The organism is Methylobacter marinus A45 (assembly GCF_000383855.1).
GTDB lineage: Bacteria > Pseudomonadota > Gammaproteobacteria > Methylococcales > Methylomonadaceae > Methylobacter > Methylobacter marinus.
In genome coordinates, this window is record NZ_KB912877.1 from 4,374,494 (window position 1) to 4,392,611 (window position 18,118).

The 18,118-nt window shown below is 51.7% G+C and carries 12 protein-coding genes; 7 read left to right on the top strand and 5 right to left on the bottom strand.

The window, feature by feature from the left end:
• Positions 1-81 precede the first annotated feature (81 nt).
• The 3 genes from METMA_RS0120510 (at position 82) to METMA_RS0120525 (ending at position 6,214) form a co-directional block, all read left to right on the top strand.
• Positions 82-2,115 (top strand): copper-translocating P-type ATPase, encoded by a 2,034-nt coding sequence (locus METMA_RS0120510; protein WP_020160991.1) that lies wholly within the window; start codon positions 82-84, stop codon positions 2,113-2,115.
• Positions 2,112-4,562 carry a cation-translocating P-type ATPase gene (locus METMA_RS0120515; RefSeq protein WP_020160992.1) on the top strand — a complete coding sequence of 817 codons (2,451 nt, stop codon included), beginning with the start codon at positions 2,112-2,114 and terminating at the stop codon, positions 4,560-4,562. Before METMA_RS0120510 ends, METMA_RS0120515 begins: the two co-directional genes overlap by 4 nt.
• Positions 4,563-4,718: 156 nt before the next feature.
• Positions 4,719-6,214, top strand: a protein-coding gene (locus METMA_RS0120525) for an ISNCY family transposase (protein WP_156830573.1) whose coding sequence is annotated in 2 segments (ribosomal slippage) — positions 4,719-5,196 and positions 5,196-6,214 — 1,497 coding nt in all. Because the reading frame shifts where the segments join, the coding sequence is not laid out codon by codon here.
• Positions 6,215-6,568: 354 nt separating this feature from the next.
• Here METMA_RS0120525 and METMA_RS0120530 read toward each other — a convergent pair.
• The 4 genes from METMA_RS0120530 to METMA_RS0120545 form a co-directional block, all read right to left on the bottom strand.
• On the bottom strand, positions 6,569-7,453 hold the full coding sequence (locus METMA_RS0120530) for an alpha/beta hydrolase family esterase (RefSeq protein WP_020160993.1): 885 nt from the start codon (positions 7,451-7,453) through the stop codon (positions 6,569-6,571).
• On the bottom strand, positions 7,446-8,048 hold the full coding sequence (locus METMA_RS25240) for a hypothetical protein (protein WP_027147503.1): 603 nt from the start codon (positions 8,046-8,048) through the stop codon (positions 7,446-7,448). The genes METMA_RS0120530 and METMA_RS25240 overlap by 8 nt, the downstream gene beginning before the upstream one ends.
• Positions 8,049-8,106: 58 nt before the next feature.
• Positions 8,107-8,631, bottom strand: coding sequence for a carboxymuconolactone decarboxylase family protein (locus METMA_RS25245; protein ID WP_020160995.1), 525 nt, complete (start codon positions 8,629-8,631; stop codon positions 8,107-8,109).
• A gap of 68 nt (positions 8,632-8,699) precedes the next feature.
• Complete coding sequence (locus METMA_RS0120545) at positions 8,700-9,026, bottom strand: EthD family reductase (RefSeq protein WP_020160996.1); 327 nt, start codon at positions 9,024-9,026, stop codon at positions 8,700-8,702.
• Between the two features lie 124 nt (positions 9,027-9,150).
• Between METMA_RS0120545 and METMA_RS0120550 the strand changes: the two genes are divergently transcribed.
• A complete protein-coding gene (locus METMA_RS0120550) occupies positions 9,151-10,023 on the top strand; it encodes a LysR family transcriptional regulator (protein ID WP_020160997.1) in 873 nt (290 codons plus the stop codon).
• A gap of 2,267 nt (positions 10,024-12,290) precedes the next feature.
• Here the strand turns inward: METMA_RS0120550 and METMA_RS25250 are convergent.
• Positions 12,291-12,575 carry a JAB domain-containing protein gene (locus METMA_RS25250; RefSeq protein WP_456297453.1) on the bottom strand — a complete coding sequence of 95 codons (285 nt, stop codon included), beginning with the start codon at positions 12,573-12,575 and terminating at the stop codon, positions 12,291-12,293.
• A 141-nt stretch (positions 12,576-12,716) separates the two neighbouring features.
• Between METMA_RS25250 and METMA_RS0120565 the strand changes: the two genes are divergently transcribed.
• From METMA_RS0120565 to METMA_RS0120575, 3 genes are all read left to right on the top strand, one after another.
• Positions 12,717-14,212 (top strand): ISNCY family transposase gene (locus tag METMA_RS0120565; RefSeq protein ID WP_156830573.1). Its coding sequence is split into 2 segments (ribosomal slippage): positions 12,717-13,194 and positions 13,194-14,212, totalling 1,497 coding nucleotides; the frame shifts between segments, so codons are not numbered across the junction.
• Between the two features lie 150 nt (positions 14,213-14,362).
• Positions 14,363-15,610, top strand: a complete 1,248-nt coding sequence (locus tag METMA_RS0120570) for a YihY/virulence factor BrkB family protein (RefSeq protein ID WP_020160999.1) — start codon at positions 14,363-14,365, stop codon at positions 15,608-15,610.
• A gap of 3 nt (positions 15,611-15,613) precedes the next feature.
• The gene (locus tag METMA_RS0120575; protein WP_020161000.1) at positions 15,614-18,004 is read left to right on the top strand and encodes a phosphoketolase family protein; all 2,391 of its coding nucleotides are present in this window, start codon (positions 15,614-15,616) and stop codon (positions 18,002-18,004) included.
• The last annotated feature ends 114 nt before the right edge of the window (positions 18,005-18,118 follow it).

Below are 18,118 nucleotides of genomic sequence, written 5' to 3' on the forward strand. Positions count from 1 at the left end.
CCAAGACCCGTTCAAAGCATCGCGAAGCGCGGTATTGATCAGCGTTGATGGAAGAACCATAAAAAATGACAGGAGACTCCAATGAAACAACGCGAACACGCGACAAACAATAAACCTGAATCTGAAATGCCGCATGCCGGGACCGACCATCAAGGCCACCATGCTCACATGGCGGCGGATTTTCGTAACCGGTTCTGGATCTCACTGGTCTTGACCCTGCCGATTCTCGCTCTCTCGCCCATGCTCCAAAAGTTGGTGGGCCTGCGCGAAGCCATCCGTTTTTCCGGCGACCTTTACGTTCTGTTCGGCTTTGCCTCGGCGGTTTTTTGGTATGGCGGCTGGCCGTTCATCAAAGGTTTGTTCAATGAGCTTAAAACCCGCAAGCCGGGGATGATGACGCTGGTCGCCGTTGCTATCACCACCGCTTATGTTTACAGCAGTGCCGTGGTGTTCGGTCTGACCGGCAAGATGTTTTTCTGGGAGCTGGCCACGCTTGTTGACATCATGTTGCTGGGTCACTGGATTGAGATGCGCTCGGTGATGGGTGCTTCAAAGGCGCTGGAAGCCTTGGCGAAGCTCATGCCCTCCGATGCCCATAAACTCATGCCCGATGGCAGCGTGCAGGACGTCCCGCTCGGCGAGTTGACCGTTGGCGACAAGGTGCTGATCAAACCGGGCGAGAAGATCCCTGCGGATGGTGTCATCGTTGAGGGCGAGAGCTCGGTCAATGAGGCGATGCTGACCGGGGAATCAACCCCGGTCACCAAAAAAACCGATGGCAAGGTGATTGGCGGCGCTATCAATGGCGAAGGCTCGCTGACTATCGAGGTGAAAGGCACCGGCAAGGACTCTTTCCTGTCGCAGGTCATTGATCTGGTCAAGCAGGCACAGGAAAGCAAATCAAAAACCCAAAACCTCGCCGATACCGCCGCAATGTGGCTTACCATTATCGCCTTGGGAGGCGGCTTGCTCACATTCTTAATCTGGCTGGTTCTGATGAATAAGGAGTTCGCCTTTGCCATTGAACGCGCCGTGACGCTGATGGTGATTACTTGTCCGCATGCGCTCGGTCTGGCCGTACCATTGGTCGTGGCCGTCTCCACGGCCTTGGCTGCAAGCAATGGTCTCCTCATTCGTAATCGCGGCGCTTTCGAGGGCGCCCGTAAACTGCAGGCCATCATTTTTGACAAGACCGGCACGCTGACCGAGGGCCGCTTCGGTGTGACCGACACATTGATGCTTGCGCAGGACATCGACGAAGAAACTCTGCGTAAATACGCGGCTTCTGTGGATGCAAATTCCGAGCATCCAATCGCCAAGGCGATCGCCGATTCTTCGGAAAACAAGCTGCCCGTTGAAAACTTCAAGAGCATCCCCGGCAAAGGCGCAGAAGGCCGGGTCGATGGCAGAGAGGTCAAAGTGGTCAGTCCGGGCTACTTGCGCGAACAGAACATCGCGCACGATGACCAGCGTGTCGAACCGCTGCAAACCCAGGGCAAGACGGTCGTGTTTGTCCTTGTGGACGGGCAGCTGAAAGGTGCGATCGCCTTGGCTGACATTATCCGCCCCGAGGCAAAGCAAGCCATCGATGCCCTCAAGGCATTGAATATTCGTTGCATGATGCTGACCGGTGATAACAAGGCGACGGCTCAATGGGTCTCGGAACAAATCGGACTGGATGAGTACTTCGCCGAAGTCCTGCCCCAAGATAAAGCCGCCAAAGTGAAAGAGGTCCAAACCCGAGGCGTTTTGGTGGCGATGACCGGTGACGGCGTGAACGATGCCCCGGCGCTGGCGCAGGCGGATGTGGGCATTGCCATCGGCGCCGGTTCCGATGTGGCGGTGGAAACCGCCGACGTGATTCTAGTGCGCAGCAATCCGCTGGATGTCGTGGCTATCGTGCGGCTCTCCCGCGCCACCTATGGCAAGATGATTCAGAACCTGGTCTGGGCCACGGGCTACAACGTCGTCGCCATTCCGCTGGCGGCCGGCGCGCTTTACGCGTGGGGCGTGCTGCTCACTCCCGCTTTGGGTGCGGTGCTGATGTCTGCGAGCACGGTGATTGTGGCCATCAACGCTCGACTGTTGAAACTAAAGGCTGAACCCAAAAAATGACCAAGCACAGCAGGACTCCGCCCGCCCTCGCCGAACAAGCAAAAACCCAAGCTTGGCACAGCCTGTCCGCCGAGGAAGTACTGGCGCAACTCGATTCCTCTGCGGCAGGACTGTCTGCACAGGAAGCGACCCATCGCCTTGCCGCCAACGGCCCGAATGCGCTGAAGGAAGGCAAGCGCATGACTCCGCTACGGATTTTTCTTGATCAGTTCAAAAGCCTGATTATTTGGATTCTGATCGCGGCCGGTGTCATCTCCGGCGTGCTGGGCGAAGTGGTGGACGCCATTGCCATCCTCGCCATCGTCGTTCTCAATGCCGTCATCGGCTTCTACCAGGAATTCACCGCCGAAAAGTCCATCGCGGCGCTGAAGAAGATGACCGCGCCGCAGGCCAAGGTGATGCGTGACGGGAAAGTCACCGCGATTCCGGCTTCGGGAGTCGTTAACGGTGATATCCTGGCGCTGGAGGCCGGCGATCTGATCGCCGCCGATGCCCGGCTTCTGGAAGCCGCCTCGCTCCGCTGCATCGAAGCGACGCTAACCGGCGAATCGGCGGCGGAGAACAAGCAATCCGCGACTTTGGATCAAGCCGATGTCCCGTTGGGCGACCGCGAGAATATGGTGTTCATGGGCACCAGCATCGCGGCGGGTACCGGTATGGCCGTGGTTGTGGCCACGGCGATGCAGACCGAGTTGGGCCGCATCGCCGGTCTGATCACAGAGGCCGGTGCCGAGGAACAGACTCCGTTGGAGAAAAAGCTCGAGTCCTTTGGCCAGGTACTGGTTTGGGCGGCGCTTGGCATTGTTGTACTATTGTTCGGACTGGGGTGGCTGCGCGGCACGGACCTGTTGGAGTTATTCATGACTTCGGTAAGCCTCGCCGTGGCCGCCGTGCCCGAAGGCCTGCCGGCCGTGGTCACGGTGGCGCTTTCGCTCGGGGTGTTGCGCATGTCTCGCCGCCATGCGCTGATGCGCAAGCTATCAGCGGTCGAGACGCTCGGTTCGACCTCAGTCATCTGCACCGACAAGACCGGCACGTTGACGAGGGGTGAAATGACCGTGCGCGAGCTCTATGTCGCAGAGCAAAGTTATGAGGTCACGGGTATTGGCTACGGGCCTGACGGCGACGCGCGCTTTAAGGGTAACAAAGCGGAAGATCAGCACGCGGCGGCGTTGCTCGAACTGGCAACCGTCATCCTCGGTTGCAACAACGCCCATCTGGTCCAGGAAAAGGGCGCATGGAAAGTGATAGGCGATCCCACCGAAGGCGCCTTATTGGCCGCCGGAGCCAAAGCCGGCGGCGACCACGCGCGCATCGAGCGGGAAATGCCGAAGCAGCAAGAAATACCTTTTGACTCCGATAGAAAACTCAGCACAATGATACGCCAAATGCCGGACGGCAAATTGCGCGCCTTTATCAACGGAGCGCCGGATGTGCTGTTGCAGCGCTGCACACACCTTTACACCAGCGCCGGAGTCCGGCCCATGACGGACGAGGATCGTCAGACCATCGTGGCGCAAAATACCGCGATGGCGCAGCAAGCCCTGCGCGTGCTCGGTTCGGCCTGGCGCGACCTGGATAAGGCAGCGCCCGCCGACCTGACGGCAGACGCCGTGGAGCACGATCTGGTGTTCGTGGGCCTGTCGGGCATGGTTGATCCACCCCGGCAGGAGGCCAAGGATGCCGTGGCCAAATGTCGCGCCGCCGGCATTCGGGTGGTGATGATTACCGGCGATCATCCGCACACCGCGACCGCCATTGCGCGGGAACTCGGCATCGCTGCAGACGATGATATGGCCGTCGCCGGCATTGAGCTGGATAAAGTGTCCGAACAGGAACTCCGGCAGCGAGCGCCCAAAATCGCCGTGTACGCCCGCGTTACCGCCGAGCACAAATTGCGCATCATCCGTGCCTGGAAAGCGAATGATGCGGTGGTGGCGATGACCGGCGACGGCGTCAACGACGCTCCGGCCATCAAGGGCGCCGACATCGGCATCGCCATGGGCAAAGCCGGCACGGAAGTCACCAAACAGGCAGCGGACATGATCATCACCGATGACAACTTCGCCTCCATCGTCGCCGCCGTCGAAGAGGGGCGCGGCATTTACGACAATATCCGCAAGACCCTGCAATACCTGCTGGCCGGCAATACCGGCGAACTGCTGCTGATGACCGTCTGCGTGGTCATTGGTTTACCGACGCCGCTGCTGCCCATTCACCTGTTGTGGATCAATCTTGTGACCGACGGTCTGCCCGCGCTGTGCCTGGCGACCGATCCCATCGACCCCGACGTGATGAAGCGCCAACCTCGCCCCCGCTCCGAGCGCATCACCACCCCTGACTTTCTCCGCGCCATGGGTTTCACCGGCTTGCTCACGGCCGGTGTGGCATTCGCGGTTTACCTCTATACCCTGAAGACGGAAACCACGGAAACGGCACGTACCTAGTGTTTGAATGAAAATTAATTAATCTCATATTCATCAATAGGTTATAATGATTTTCCAACACGAAGATGTGTTGCCCTGACCCCGGTTTTGTCTTATTTCCAGCGAAAATCGGCCCGTAACCGCCTAAAAGCCAAAATCTTCATCCCTCGAATTCGCATGCGCACCGTCATTCAGCCTCAACTCAAATTCGGTGAAACCGATATTGCCGCCATTGTCATTGATCCTAAATCACGTGATGACATTCCCCAACTACTGCGTGGACTGCAATACATTTATACCGAGGTCAGCTTGCGTCAGCGGATATTTGCCATTCTGGAAGAGGTCATGCCCGAACGGGCAGGCGGAAAAGGCAAAGCCAGCAATAAAACCGGGCGACCCGGTATGGAGCAGTGGAAGATACTGGTGTTGGGCGTACTGCGGTTAGGGCTTGATGTGGATTACGACCGGATTCAAGAGTTGGCCAACCAACACAAGACGATCCGGCAGATGCTGGGGCATAGCGACTGGCTGGACGAACACCGTTATGAATTGCCAACCATCCGGGACAACGTCAGTTTGTTCACGCCCGAGATTCTGGATCGCATCAACCAGGAAGTGGTGCATGCGGGACACCAGGCGTTAAAAAAAACGCCGAAGAAAGCCTGAAGACCCGCGCTGATTCCTTTGTGGTCAAAACCCACGTGCATTTTCCCACCGACACCAACTTGCTGTGGGATGCCATCCGCAAAACGTTGCACACCTGCGCCGCACTCTGCGACGCCCTGAATTTGACCGAATGGCGCCAAAGCGCCTATCACTTGCGTTGTTTCAAGAAAAGTTACCGGCTGATTCAAAAGCTCAAGCATTCCACCTCGCAAGATGAAGCCAAACGTCAGGCCAAGCAAGAGCAAATCGAAGCCGCTTATCAGACCTACCTCGACCAAGCCCAAGTCTATGTGCAACGGGCATACGCCACTCGGCAGCGCCTGAACCAAGCGCATGGCATATCGGCAGCGATGTTGGCAGATCTCGATGCCTACCTGGCGCATGCCGAGCGGCAGATCGACCAGATTCGTCGTCGGGTCCTGCAAGGTGAAACCATTCCGCATGCCGAGAAAGTCTTTTCCATTTTTCAACCCCATACCGAATGGATCAGTAAAGGCAAGGCCGGCGTACCGGTCGAGTTGGGATTGAGGGTGGCTATCGTCGAAGATCAACACCGTTTTATCCTGCACCATCAGGTCATGGCAAAAACCACGGACGATCAAATCGCCGTGACCTTGGTCGAACAAACCCAAACCCGCTTTCCCGCGGCAAAAGCCATGAGCTTTGATAAGGGCTTTCACAGCCCAAGGAATCAAGCAGAGCTCAAACAACGCCTGGATAACGTGATATTGCCGAAAAAAGGCCGGCTATCGGAAGCCGACAAAGCCCGCGAATCCGCCCCGGAGTTTGTCCGCCTGCGCCGCCAACATTCAGCGGTTGAATCGGCGATCAATGCGCTGGGCGTTCATGGGTTGAACAAATGCCCCGATCATGGCATGGATGGTTTCAAGCGCTACGTGGCCCTCGCCATCGTGGCACGCAATATTCAGCGTTTGGGCGCCATGCTCCGCGAGCAAGAACAACAAGAAGCCGCTCGACGACGAGGCCCTTACAAAAAAGCGGCCTAAAGGCACGACTGGTGGCGGAAAAAAGGACGAAACACGGGAAAGGTGCGGCCAAAATTCGCCCGGAATAGCGGATTTGCACCATTGAGCACCACCAAAAGAGGAAATTGACTGACCTGCGCCGAAAAATGGCTGGAGTTAGGCTCAGTGAGTTGGCAGAATCATGAAAAAAAGCGAGTTTTCTTTCAGGCACTATTTAAGGCGCCTTAACGTTAAGTATAAACGTTTTTTCTCACTGGTTGATTCAAAGCGACGATAGTGAGGAGGGGATCGTTAATTTAGTCTGAGCAGGTTTAGGTGTCGGGTATAGAAAGTACACACAACAAGTCTGCAATTCTCAACGGTAGACCGTATCGCTTAACGACTTATCGAATCAAAGAAATCTAACAACGTATCATTAATACCCGGCCACTGCGCATGGAGTTTATCGCCTTCGCAATACCAAGTCTTTACGCCATTAGCGCAGCCAGAATAAGCCATGCAACCATTTTCAATTTGTTCAGGTATCGGCTCACATTTATTACATGCCGCCCACCAACCTGAAGACTGTACACCATACTTTGGAAACAAGTGGTCATTCGTGCTATGCATAATCATGACAGGGATAGGCTCCGGACACTTGCGATCACGTAAATCCTGATAATCGATACCGGCGGCACTGGGTGCAATCGCATGGGGGATATGTTTGGTTCCAGCCATAAACGCTAACGCCATCGCGGCAGTTCCACCGTCAGAATGCCCGGTAAGAAAGATACGCTGTTCGTCAACACACCATTTTTTGGCAATCAAGCCCGGAATAGTACCGAGTTCGATGGTTGAGGTAGGTGATAACTCGGGATGATCTGCATAAGCGACTATAAATCCGGCCGTCGTCGCTTTTAGCGTAAGTCCGGTCAATTTCTCGGTCTTTGCCCGATTTGATTTTGCCGGTGAATAAACCATCAGCAATGGATGAGCAATTGTGGGATCATAATTCAACGGCGTGCGTATATTGTATTTAATGCCTTCACCTGTTGATTCGCCATTATCCGCACCTGGATCACCCGGACGTGTACCGACTTCGCAGCGCGACTGAACCTTTTCGTTTTTATAAGACGTGTTGCCCATCTGCGAAAACTCGTCATTATCTTCGCTAAAAAAGATTAACAGCGTTATCAAGATAGGCATAAAAAACAGCAATATAAACACGCTATTGCGAAAAGTCAAAACGGTTTTAAATTTATCGAAATAGGTTTTAAACATCGGATGGCCCCGCTACAGGTTTATTGGCTGCGCGTTTCATTAAATAAAAAACTGCTGCTATAAAGACAAAGATTAATAGCGATTTTAATGGTAAATTGTCTGAGTATTCTTCTTCGAGACCTACTGAAAACGGTATGTGGCTATCAATGCTCTTGTCTTTATGCACAATCGCGACATGGGCCAGATAGTTACCTGCACCGAATTTACTGAAATCGACCACGCCATTGACCGTACCGGATTTTATTTTTGTCGGTTCCTTATAGAAAATCCGGGTTCCTTCCGGTTCTTTGGTGACTTCAAACTCGACGGTTAAATTGCGCAGGCCTTTGCCGTCATAATCGAACACCAGATTAGTCATTCCCAGATGAGGAATCGACTGACAATACTCTTTGGTGGTAAATGTTGGAGTATAGGCGGTAAAGTGTACCCGTTCATGACCCACCAGAATATTGCAGGCATCGACTTCATCATTTGCCCCCCTGTGTGCATAAACGACTGATGGTAAAGTAATGGTCAATAATCCAAATAGAGCTATAGCACGGCAAGCATGAGCTATCGTATTGAATAATGCTGGTAACGGAAAATTCTTTTTCATCTTCAAAACCTCTTTTGTATTTTGTTGAAGGCAGAATTATCAATTCATCTTCACTCATTCAACCGATATAGTTTAAAGTAAACAGCATCTTATCAGTATAATTGAGGCCGGATGAATTGGCGTCAATACCTATAGCGGTAATAAAACGGTTCATGCAATTCATGATGGCGCAGATACAGACGGAATCAAAATACGCATGTTCATCCCAACCCGCATCGAAGATTTTTTGAGCGTCTGCATAGGTAACTTGCTTAGGCGACAGGGTGAGTTTTTTAATTAAGCGAAGTATCGGTTTTAGCTTGTTATCGATTTTTGCGCTGTGAATACTCGTTTTTAAAGCTGCAAATACGGATTCGTCAAGACCTGAGGCTAATGAAGCGGCTTTATGGTATTCATAGCTCAGGCTGCATTGGTTCAGATATGACGTGTAAGCAAACAGTAATTGGCGCGTTTCCTTGCTGAAAGGTGATTGATTTCTCATGATTTCTTCCATGACCTTAAATAGTAATACCCGGCGACGCGGATATTTTTCCAGCATGTCGGATAAGGAATTAATGTCTGGGTTTGGTGGCAGGTATAACATCGTAGCTCCTGATGATAACATTATAAAATCGGCAATCGGCTGCTATACATAGCCCAATTGCCAGGGGATTAAAAATCGAAACTTTCAACTTCCGCGATCAAAAATAACGGCGCACCGCCTGTTGAAATATCAACGGCATGTTGTGCGGTTTCCTGTCCGCCCGGTGAATTTAAACAGGCTTCCAAATCCTGCATTGACGGAAAATAAACTTCGGCAATGCGATGGAAAGGCATTTGTTCCTGGCCGATGCTGGACTTGATCAGCGACGCAACAAAGCGGGTTTTTCCAGCCAGTTTTTCTACCGCCATCGGCACATGCTCCTCTGCATAGCGTTGTTCAAATCTATCGACATCGGCAGGTGTTGGGTACATCACAATCAATTTTGCATTTTTCATGGTTTTTCATTTTCATAGGATTCGTTTATGGTGATGTAATCCTATTCTCTGCTCATAAGTCTTGTAAAATACTAACTTTCTATGGAAGAATAGGTTTTGGCTATATAAGTTCGAGGAAGACACTATGGAAATGCACCAAATCCGTTATTTTTTAGCGGTTTGCGATCACGGCAGTTTTACCCGTGCCGCGCAATTCAGCTATATTTCCCAGCCATCTTTAACGCAATCCATTAAAAAACTGGAAGATGAATTAGGCGGGGAATTGTTCATCCGCGACCGTTCCGGCTGTTTGCTGACTTCGCTCGGCCGCTTGGTGGAGCCTAACTTTCGTAAGATATACAAGGAAACAGTCACGACTAAGGCCGATGCCCTTCGTTTTACCAAGTTGAACAATATCCCGTTGCGGATAGGCCTGATGGCAACGATAGGCGCACAACGTTTAAGCCCGATTTTTGCCCATTACAAGCATGAGTTTCCCAATATTGAATTTGAATTGATTATCGACTGTGAAACTTTATTATTGCAGCAACTGGAATCGGATTTGCTGGATTTGGTGATTAGCGCCCCTGTGCAATTGCTGGGTTCGCCCTATCAATCCACCTTGCTGTATACCGAAAAGTACGTAGTTGCGTTTAACAACAAGCATCGCTTTAATCACTTGAGCAAAATCGACCTCAAGGAAATCCAGTCCGAGCCTTATTTGGATCGGTTGAACTGCGAACTTAGGGATACTCTGCGGGCAATCTGCCAGGACCAGGAAGTCAACCTCTACGCCGCGTACCGTAGCAATAGCGAGGACTGGATCGTCAACTTGGTGCGCGCTGGCATGGGGGTTGCGTTGATGCCGGAGTACAGCCTGCCTGCAAACGCCGATGACGTGCGATGCCGTTATTTGAGCAATCCGGAAATCAGCCGCCAGATATATGCGATTTATTATCCGAAGAATGAGAAATATACTGAAATTAAGAACTTACTTACAGTTTTAATCCATAGGTAAATCCTATGTTTTCATAGGTAATTAGTCTTTTACAAACGCGCCTGATTTCTTGTAATATTATTTCAGACACATCAATAAAAAGCTTGCGCTCATTAGCTTACCTTCCTAAAGCCAAAAAAATAATTATGTGTCAACCTTATAGCTATATGATAAGGCTATGGAAAGCAGTATAAATACCAAATATTTTGATCTGATTGACTGACTAGGCTTTTCTCAACTTCTTACTCTAAATAAGGTAATTTACGGCGAGACAGGATGTCTGTATCTGAGGTGGAACATAATGAATGATGTGAAAAAAATCTTGTTGGCGCTTGGACTACTTTTTTTATTGGTTCAATTCATTACATTTATACTAGTTGGAACCAAAGGTATTTGGTCTGGCTATTGATTTTTAATAAAGTAAGCCAAGCCTAAACCGAACAGGAAAAGTATTTCAGGCATTTTAACCGTATCAAATCACCTAAGTGAGCTTGTAAATAGTGGTAGCTAACGGCCCTAATTTGATACAGTCCTAATAAAAGGAGGAACAGATTTTGGAAAAAATAAATCAGTACGAATGCCTAACAGAAGCAATCCGTCAAACATTACTATTTGTGTATAAATACAGATACCAATTCGCACTAATTTTGGGGTTTATAATTGCCTTTTTTCCTTCATTAATATTTTTTTTCTACAGTGTTTTCGGTTTAAAGGAATAGCTTCCCATTGTTAATTTAGACCTTAGTTGTGTCAATTCATTAAATGTTATCAGACGATCAATTGATTTGTTGAGCATTTAACGAGAGACAGAAACCTTAAAAAAGACACGTCTTCGAAAAGCATAAGTTCGAAAAGATTGATATGAATGTAAATACCTGTAGAAACCCACGAAAATAAACCATAAGACTTGAAAACATCTACATTTTCAGTCTGGTTTATTTGTGAGTATCTGACCGCTTCAACCCGTACTAGATGATGAGTCGAAGTTCTTTGCAATCAGCCTACAGACATCGCTCAGGGTTCACAATGTAAACAAGATGGCCACGCTTTTTGTACTTTTTTTGTTGTGATTGATTTTGGATTAAGCTCAATGATAGTTCCGAAGCTTAATTGTGTTCAAGAGGGCTTTGCGTATGGTAGCTCATATTTTAAAAATGGTTTGGGCTTTTCTTTTTTTCCAATGCCCATTCCATAACCTTTCTTTACGTTTTGAATGACTGTTTTCAAGGTCTAATCGGACGTAAGCCAGAAATTAATGACGGTCTCTTGAAGGCCGCTATGAATAGTTATCTATCTATAGCAACCACTGTATAGGGTTAGGGAATGGCTTTCACCGTCCCTCCCTCCGAACCTGGTGATTAGCGAAATCAGAGAGGCAACCTATAAAGCCTGGGTGTTATAGATTTCGAAGCTAACAAAGCGACATGAAAACGAATGTACAAAGAGCGAGCCATCATATGCAGGTGGATGCTATGTAACTTCATTAGCTTCTGTATCTATATGCAATAATCGGTTTAAACAACGCATTCAAGAACAATTATGGCGGCGAGTTGAGCCCCAATTCAGAGGCGGGGACAGAAAATCGGAACAGTTTAATGCCAAGCGAGTCGTTTCTCTTGGTGGAACTACTTCATCCTGAGTGACCGCTTTGGGGACAAGGGGCGGATCATGGTCGGCCTCTGAATGGCCGCTTTACGACTTAAACCTGCCATATACCTATGCTTCCTGTACGTCAGAAATTGGCCGTTGGCTGACGATGGGTAATCCTAAAATTTGATAATTGCCAATGCCCGCTTTCATTGAAATATCCTGTATTTTCTTATTTGCACACATCGTGGTTCCTGAGTGATGTTTGCAGGCTGTTTTATACCCCCGCACTCTGCCTATCTATTACCGCCAAGCCATCATCAATTGACACAACACGGGCGTACAGCAACATTAAACGCCAAGCCGAATAAGGGATAGCCCGAGCATCATCGGAATCCGGCCTAGCCCTCCATTTTCGGATTGTCGAAGACCCTTTTTTTGGGTTAAACGACACACCCACCAAGGCCGCCGCTACACTCTGTGACCAACCCGTCAGTTTTACCAAACAGTCCACCTCTTGGGGTGACGGCGGCACATAAGCCGGGTGGCCGAATGGCAAAGCACACGGCCGGTTCCTAAATGCTTCTAGCGATACCGGCAACGAACCGCCGACATCATAAATAGGTACTATTTCCATGACTATCTCTTTAAATAATAGGGTAAAAAAGGGGGGCTATATAAGCCCCCATCAAGTTAAAGGGCTACATAAGCCCAGCCTCCGCGAAACTGTAGGTTTCTTTGTGGCTCACGATTATGTGATCTAAGATTCTAACGTCGAACAGTTTCAACGCTTCAATTAGCTTAGTGGTGATACTGCGGTCGGCGACCGATGGCTCTGTCAATCCCGAGGGGTGGTTGTGAAAAATAGCTATTGCCGCAGCATTGCACAAAAGAACCTCTTTTGCCACTTCCCTTGGATATACGCTGGCACCATCGATTGTGCCTCGAAACATCAACTCAGACTTAATTAGTGTTTGAATGAAAATTAATTAATCTCATATTCATCAATAGGTTATAATGATTTTCCAACACGAAGATGTGTTGCCCTGACCCCGGTTTTGTCTTATTTCCAGCGAAAATCGGCCCGTAACCGCCTAAAAGCCAAAATCTTCATCCCTCGAATTCGCATGCGCACCGTCATTCAGCCTCAACTCAAATTCGGTGAAACCGATATTGCCGCCATTGTCATTGATCCTAAATCACGTGATGACATTCCCCAACTACTGCGTGGACTGCAATACATTTATACCGAGGTCAGCTTGCGTCAGCGGATATTTGCCATTCTGGAAGAGGTCATGCCCGAACGGGCAGGCGGAAAAGGCAAAGCCAGCAATAAAACCGGGCGACCCGGTATGGAGCAGTGGAAGATACTGGTGTTGGGCGTACTGCGGTTAGGGCTTGATGTGGATTACGACCGGATTCAAGAGTTGGCCAACCAACACAAGACGATCCGGCAGATGCTGGGGCATAGCGACTGGCTGGACGAACACCGTTATGAATTGCCAACCATCCGGGACAACGTCAGTTTGTTCACGCCCGAGATTCTGGATCGCATCAACCAGGAAGTGGTGCATGCGGGACACCAGGCGTTAAAAAAAACGCCGAAGAAAGCCTGAAGACCCGCGCTGATTCCTTTGTGGTCAAAACCCACGTGCATTTTCCCACCGACACCAACTTGCTGTGGGATGCCATCCGCAAAACGTTGCACACCTGCGCCGCACTCTGCGACGCCCTGAATTTGACCGAATGGCGCCAAAGCGCCTATCACTTGCGTTGTTTCAAGAAAAGTTACCGGCTGATTCAAAAGCTCAAGCATTCCACCTCGCAAGATGAAGCCAAACGTCAGGCCAAGCAAGAGCAAATCGAAGCCGCTTATCAGACCTACCTCGACCAAGCCCAAGTCTATGTGCAACGGGCATACGCCACTCGGCAGCGCCTGAACCAAGCGCATGGCATATCGGCAGCGATGTTGGCAGATCTCGATGCCTACCTGGCGCATGCCGAGCGGCAGATCGACCAGATTCGTCGTCGGGTCCTGCAAGGTGAAACCATTCCGCATGCCGAGAAAGTCTTTTCCATTTTTCAACCCCATACCGAATGGATCAGTAAAGGCAAGGCCGGCGTACCGGTCGAGTTGGGATTGAGGGTGGCTATCGTCGAAGATCAACACCGTTTTATCCTGCACCATCAGGTCATGGCAAAAACCACGGACGATCAAATCGCCGTGACCTTGGTCGAACAAACCCAAACCCGCTTTCCCGCGGCAAAAGCCATGAGCTTTGATAAGGGCTTTCACAGCCCAAGGAATCAAGCAGAGCTCAAACAACGCCTGGATAACGTGATATTGCCGAAAAAAGGCCGGCTATCGGAAGCCGACAAAGCCCGCGAATCCGCCCCGGAGTTTGTCCGCCTGCGCCGCCAACATTCAGCGGTTGAATCGGCGATCAATGCGCTGGGCGTTCATGGGTTGAACAAATGCCCCGATCATGGCATGGATGGTTTCAAGCGCTACGTGGCCCTCGCCATCGTGGCACGCAATATTCAGCGTTTGGGCGCCATGCTCCGCGAGCAAGAACAACAAGAAGCCGCTCGACGACGAGGCCCTTACAAAAAAGCGGCCTAAAGGCACGACTGATGACGGAAAAAAGGACGAAACACGGGAGAGGTGCCGCCAAAATTCGCCCGGAATGGCGGTTGAGCACTTCCAAAAGAGGAAATTGGCTGGCCTGCGCCGAAAAACGGCTGGAGTTATGCCCAGTGAGTCGGCAGAATCATGAAAAAAGTGAGTTTTCTTTCAGGCACTACCTATGCTTTCGCCGTGCTGGTCTTCGCCGAACTGTTGCGAGCCTTCGGCGCTCGCAGTGAAACCAAGCCGGTCTGGCGCATCTCTCTTTTCACGAATATCAATCTCATGATCGTGGTAGCCGTTTCTTTCGGTCTCCAGGTATGGAGTCAACACAACGCAACACTGGCCCGCTTCCTGAAGACGTCATACCTGCCGTTCAGCGATTCTTTCGTGCTTGTCGCCTTGGGTGCCATTCCGCTGCTGGTTCTGGAAGTGGCGAAGGTTGTACAGCATACTCGAGTAAAAACGAAGACTGTGCCGGAAATAGCCGATAAAACGAAGACTGCGCCAGAAACAGCCGTTAACCGGTTTTATCAGCACGCCAGCAGGGTTTGGACCATACTCTGTCTTGCCTTGAAAAAGTTTTCGCGGATAGACGGAGCGCAATGGGCGGGGGCGTTCTCCTTTTATACATTCTTCTCGCTATTTCCTTTGATCGTCCTATTCGTCACCATTGCCTCAATCTTTATTGACCAGGACCGAGCCGCGACGGAAATCATTGCCTACGTAGAAACCTATGTTCCGATGAGAGGTGAAATGCAGAGCACCATTTTTGACACCATGGCCGGTGTGGTCAACGCACGAGGGCCGATGGGTGTGGTTGCATTTGTGATGCTCGGTTGGGCAGCGATGCAAATCTTCACCACACTGATCTGTGCCACCAACCGGGCATGGGGCGCCGAGATATCCAATTGGTGGCGGCTACCGCTCAAAAGCTTGGGTTTTCTCGTCATCATGCTCTTCGTGGTCCTCTTTAGCATCGCAGTGCCGGTGCTGGCGAAAATGACAAAGGCTTGGCTGTTGCCAATGCATGATTTCAGTGCCTGGGTTTATGCCCTGGGGAGCATTTTCATCCCCTCGTTGATGGTGTTCCTCAGTCTGAGCCTATTTTACAAGCAGGCTCCGAGCCGGCCCACGCGCTTTGTCGAAGTCTGGGTCGCCGCTTTGTGTGCCACGGCATTGTTGTATGCAGCGGAAAATCTATTCGTTATTTACCTCAAGGATTTCGCCACCTTGAACGCAGTCTATGGGGCATTCGGGGGAATCATGGCCTTACTGCTGTGGATTTACCTGTCCGGGTGCATTTTCATCTTCGGCGCCTGCCTGTGCGCCGCTCAGGCCGAAGGAAGTGGCAGCGGCGGAAACAGTTATGGCGCGCTTAACCCAAGGAATTAAACCATGAATACAAAGACGCTTTCCCCGGAACTGCTCGACAAGATGGACGCCTACTGGCGCGCCGCCAACTACCTGTCGGTCGGCCAGATTTATCTTTTCGACAATCCGCTGTTGAAACAGCCGCTCGTCCTTTCAGACATCAAGCACATGCTGCTGGGACACTGGGGCACGACCCCCGGGCAGAATTTCATTTACGTGCACCTGAACCGGGTCATCAAAAAATACGACCTCGACATGATCTACGTTTCCGGCCCTGGCCACGGCGGCCCGTCCGTGGTGGCTAATACGTATCTCGAAGGTACTTACAGCGAGATCTATCCCGATATCAGCCAGGACGAGGCCGGGCTTCAGAAGCTCTTTCTTCAGTTTTCGTTTCCCGGCGGCATTCCCAGCCACGCCTCGCCGGAATGCCCGGGCTCGATCCACGAGGGCGGCGAGCTGGGCTATTCACTCAGCCATGCGTTCGGCGCGGTGTTCGACAATCCCGACCTGGTTGTCGCCTGTGTCGTTGGCGATGGCGAAGCAGAAACCGGACCGCTGGCTACCGCATGGCATTCCAACAAATTTCTCGACCCGGCTACCGATGGCGCGGTGCTGCCTATCCTGCACCTCAACGGCTACAAGATCGCCAACCCGACCGTCCTCGCGCGCATCGAGCCGGAAGAGCTGGATCAGTTTCTGCGCGGCAACGGCTGGATACCTTATTACGTCGAGGGGCATGAGCCTGCGCTGATGCACGAGGCCATGGCCGCAACGCTCGACTCGGCGGTGGAAGAAATCAAACGCATCCAGCACGAAGCGCGCGTCAACGGCAACACCATGCGCCCGCGCTGGCCCATGATCGTCCTCAAATCACCGAAAGGCTGGACAGGGCCGAAATGGGTGGATGGCCTGCAAATTGAAGGGACTTTCCGTGCGCACCAAGTGCCGCTTTCCGACCCGTCAGCCCATCCGGAACACCTCAAGCTGCTAGAGGACTGGTTGCGGAGCTACCGGCCGGAAGAGCTGTTCGATACGCAGGGCAGGCTGAATCCGGAACTGGCCGAACTGGCGCCCAAGGGTGAACGCCGCATGGGCGCCAATCCTCACGCCAACGGCGGCATGCTGCTACGCGACCTGATCATGCCGGATTTTCGCAATTACGCAGTCAACGTACCCTCGCCCGGGTCGGTTACCGCTGCCGACGCGCATGAGCTCGGCGTGTTTTTACGCGACGTGGTCAAGCTTAATCGGGAACAGCGCAATTTTCGGATTTTCGGTCCCGACGAAACACTTTCCAACCGCCTAGGTGCCGTGTTTGAGTTGACCAATCGGCAATGGGATGCCCGGACGCAGGACAACGATGAGTTCCTCGCCTTGGATGGCCGGGTGATGGAGATGTTGAGCGAGCATCAATGCGAAGGCTGGCTCGAAGGTTACCTGCTTACGGGCCGGCACGGATTGTTTAACTGCTACGAGGCGTTTATCCATATCATCGATTCGATGTTCAATCAACACGCCAAGTGGTTGAAGGTCTCGTCGGAGCTACCGTGGCGACGGAAAATCGCTTCCCTGAATTATTTTCTGGCTTCGCATGTCTGGCAGCAGATGCACAACGGCTTTACCCATCAAGACCCCGGTTTCATCGACCATGTCGTCAACAAGAAAGCTGATGTCGTGCGAGTTTATCTTCCGCCGGATGCCAACTGCCTGCTGTCGGTGATGGACCATTGCCTGCGCAGCCGCCATTACGTCAATGTCGTGATCGCGGGCAAGTATCAAGCACCGCAATGGCTGACGATGAATGCCGCCATCAAGCACTGCACGGCAGGCATCGGCAACTGGCAGTGGGCCAGCAATGACGCAGGCGCTGAACCCGACGTGGTCATGGCCTGTTGTGGCGACGTGCCTACGCTGGAGACGCTTGCCGCCGTCTCCATTATGCGTGAGCATCTGCCTGGCCTGAAAATCCGGGTGGTCAACGTCGTCGATCTCATGAAGTTGCAGCCGCAACTCGAGCACCCGCACGGGTTGAGCGATAGGGATTTCGATGCGCTGTTCACCAAAGACAGGCCGGTCATCTTCGCCTTCCATGGCTATCCGTGGCTGATCCACCGGCTTACCTACCGCCGCACCAACCACGATAATATCCACGTCCGCGGCTACAAGGAAGAAGGCACTATCACCACGCCCTTCGACATGACGGTGCTGAACGATCTGGATCGCTTCCATTTGGTGATGGATACCATCGACCGCCTGCCGCAGGCTGGCGATAAGGGCATCAGCCTGAAACAGCAGCTCAAGGACAAACTGATCGAACACAAACAATACATCAGGAAACATGGCGAGGATATGCCGGAAATCCGCAACTGGAAGTGGGGCGTAAGTCAACCGGGAAGTAACGTGAAGGAGTAAAGCAATGAGCAATTTCCAGCCCGTCGCCGCGATCCGGTTAGATGTCGACAACAGCCTTAACTCGCAAGGCAGGTGCGCTCCAGTACGGACGAGGCCGCGATCTAACGGATTTAG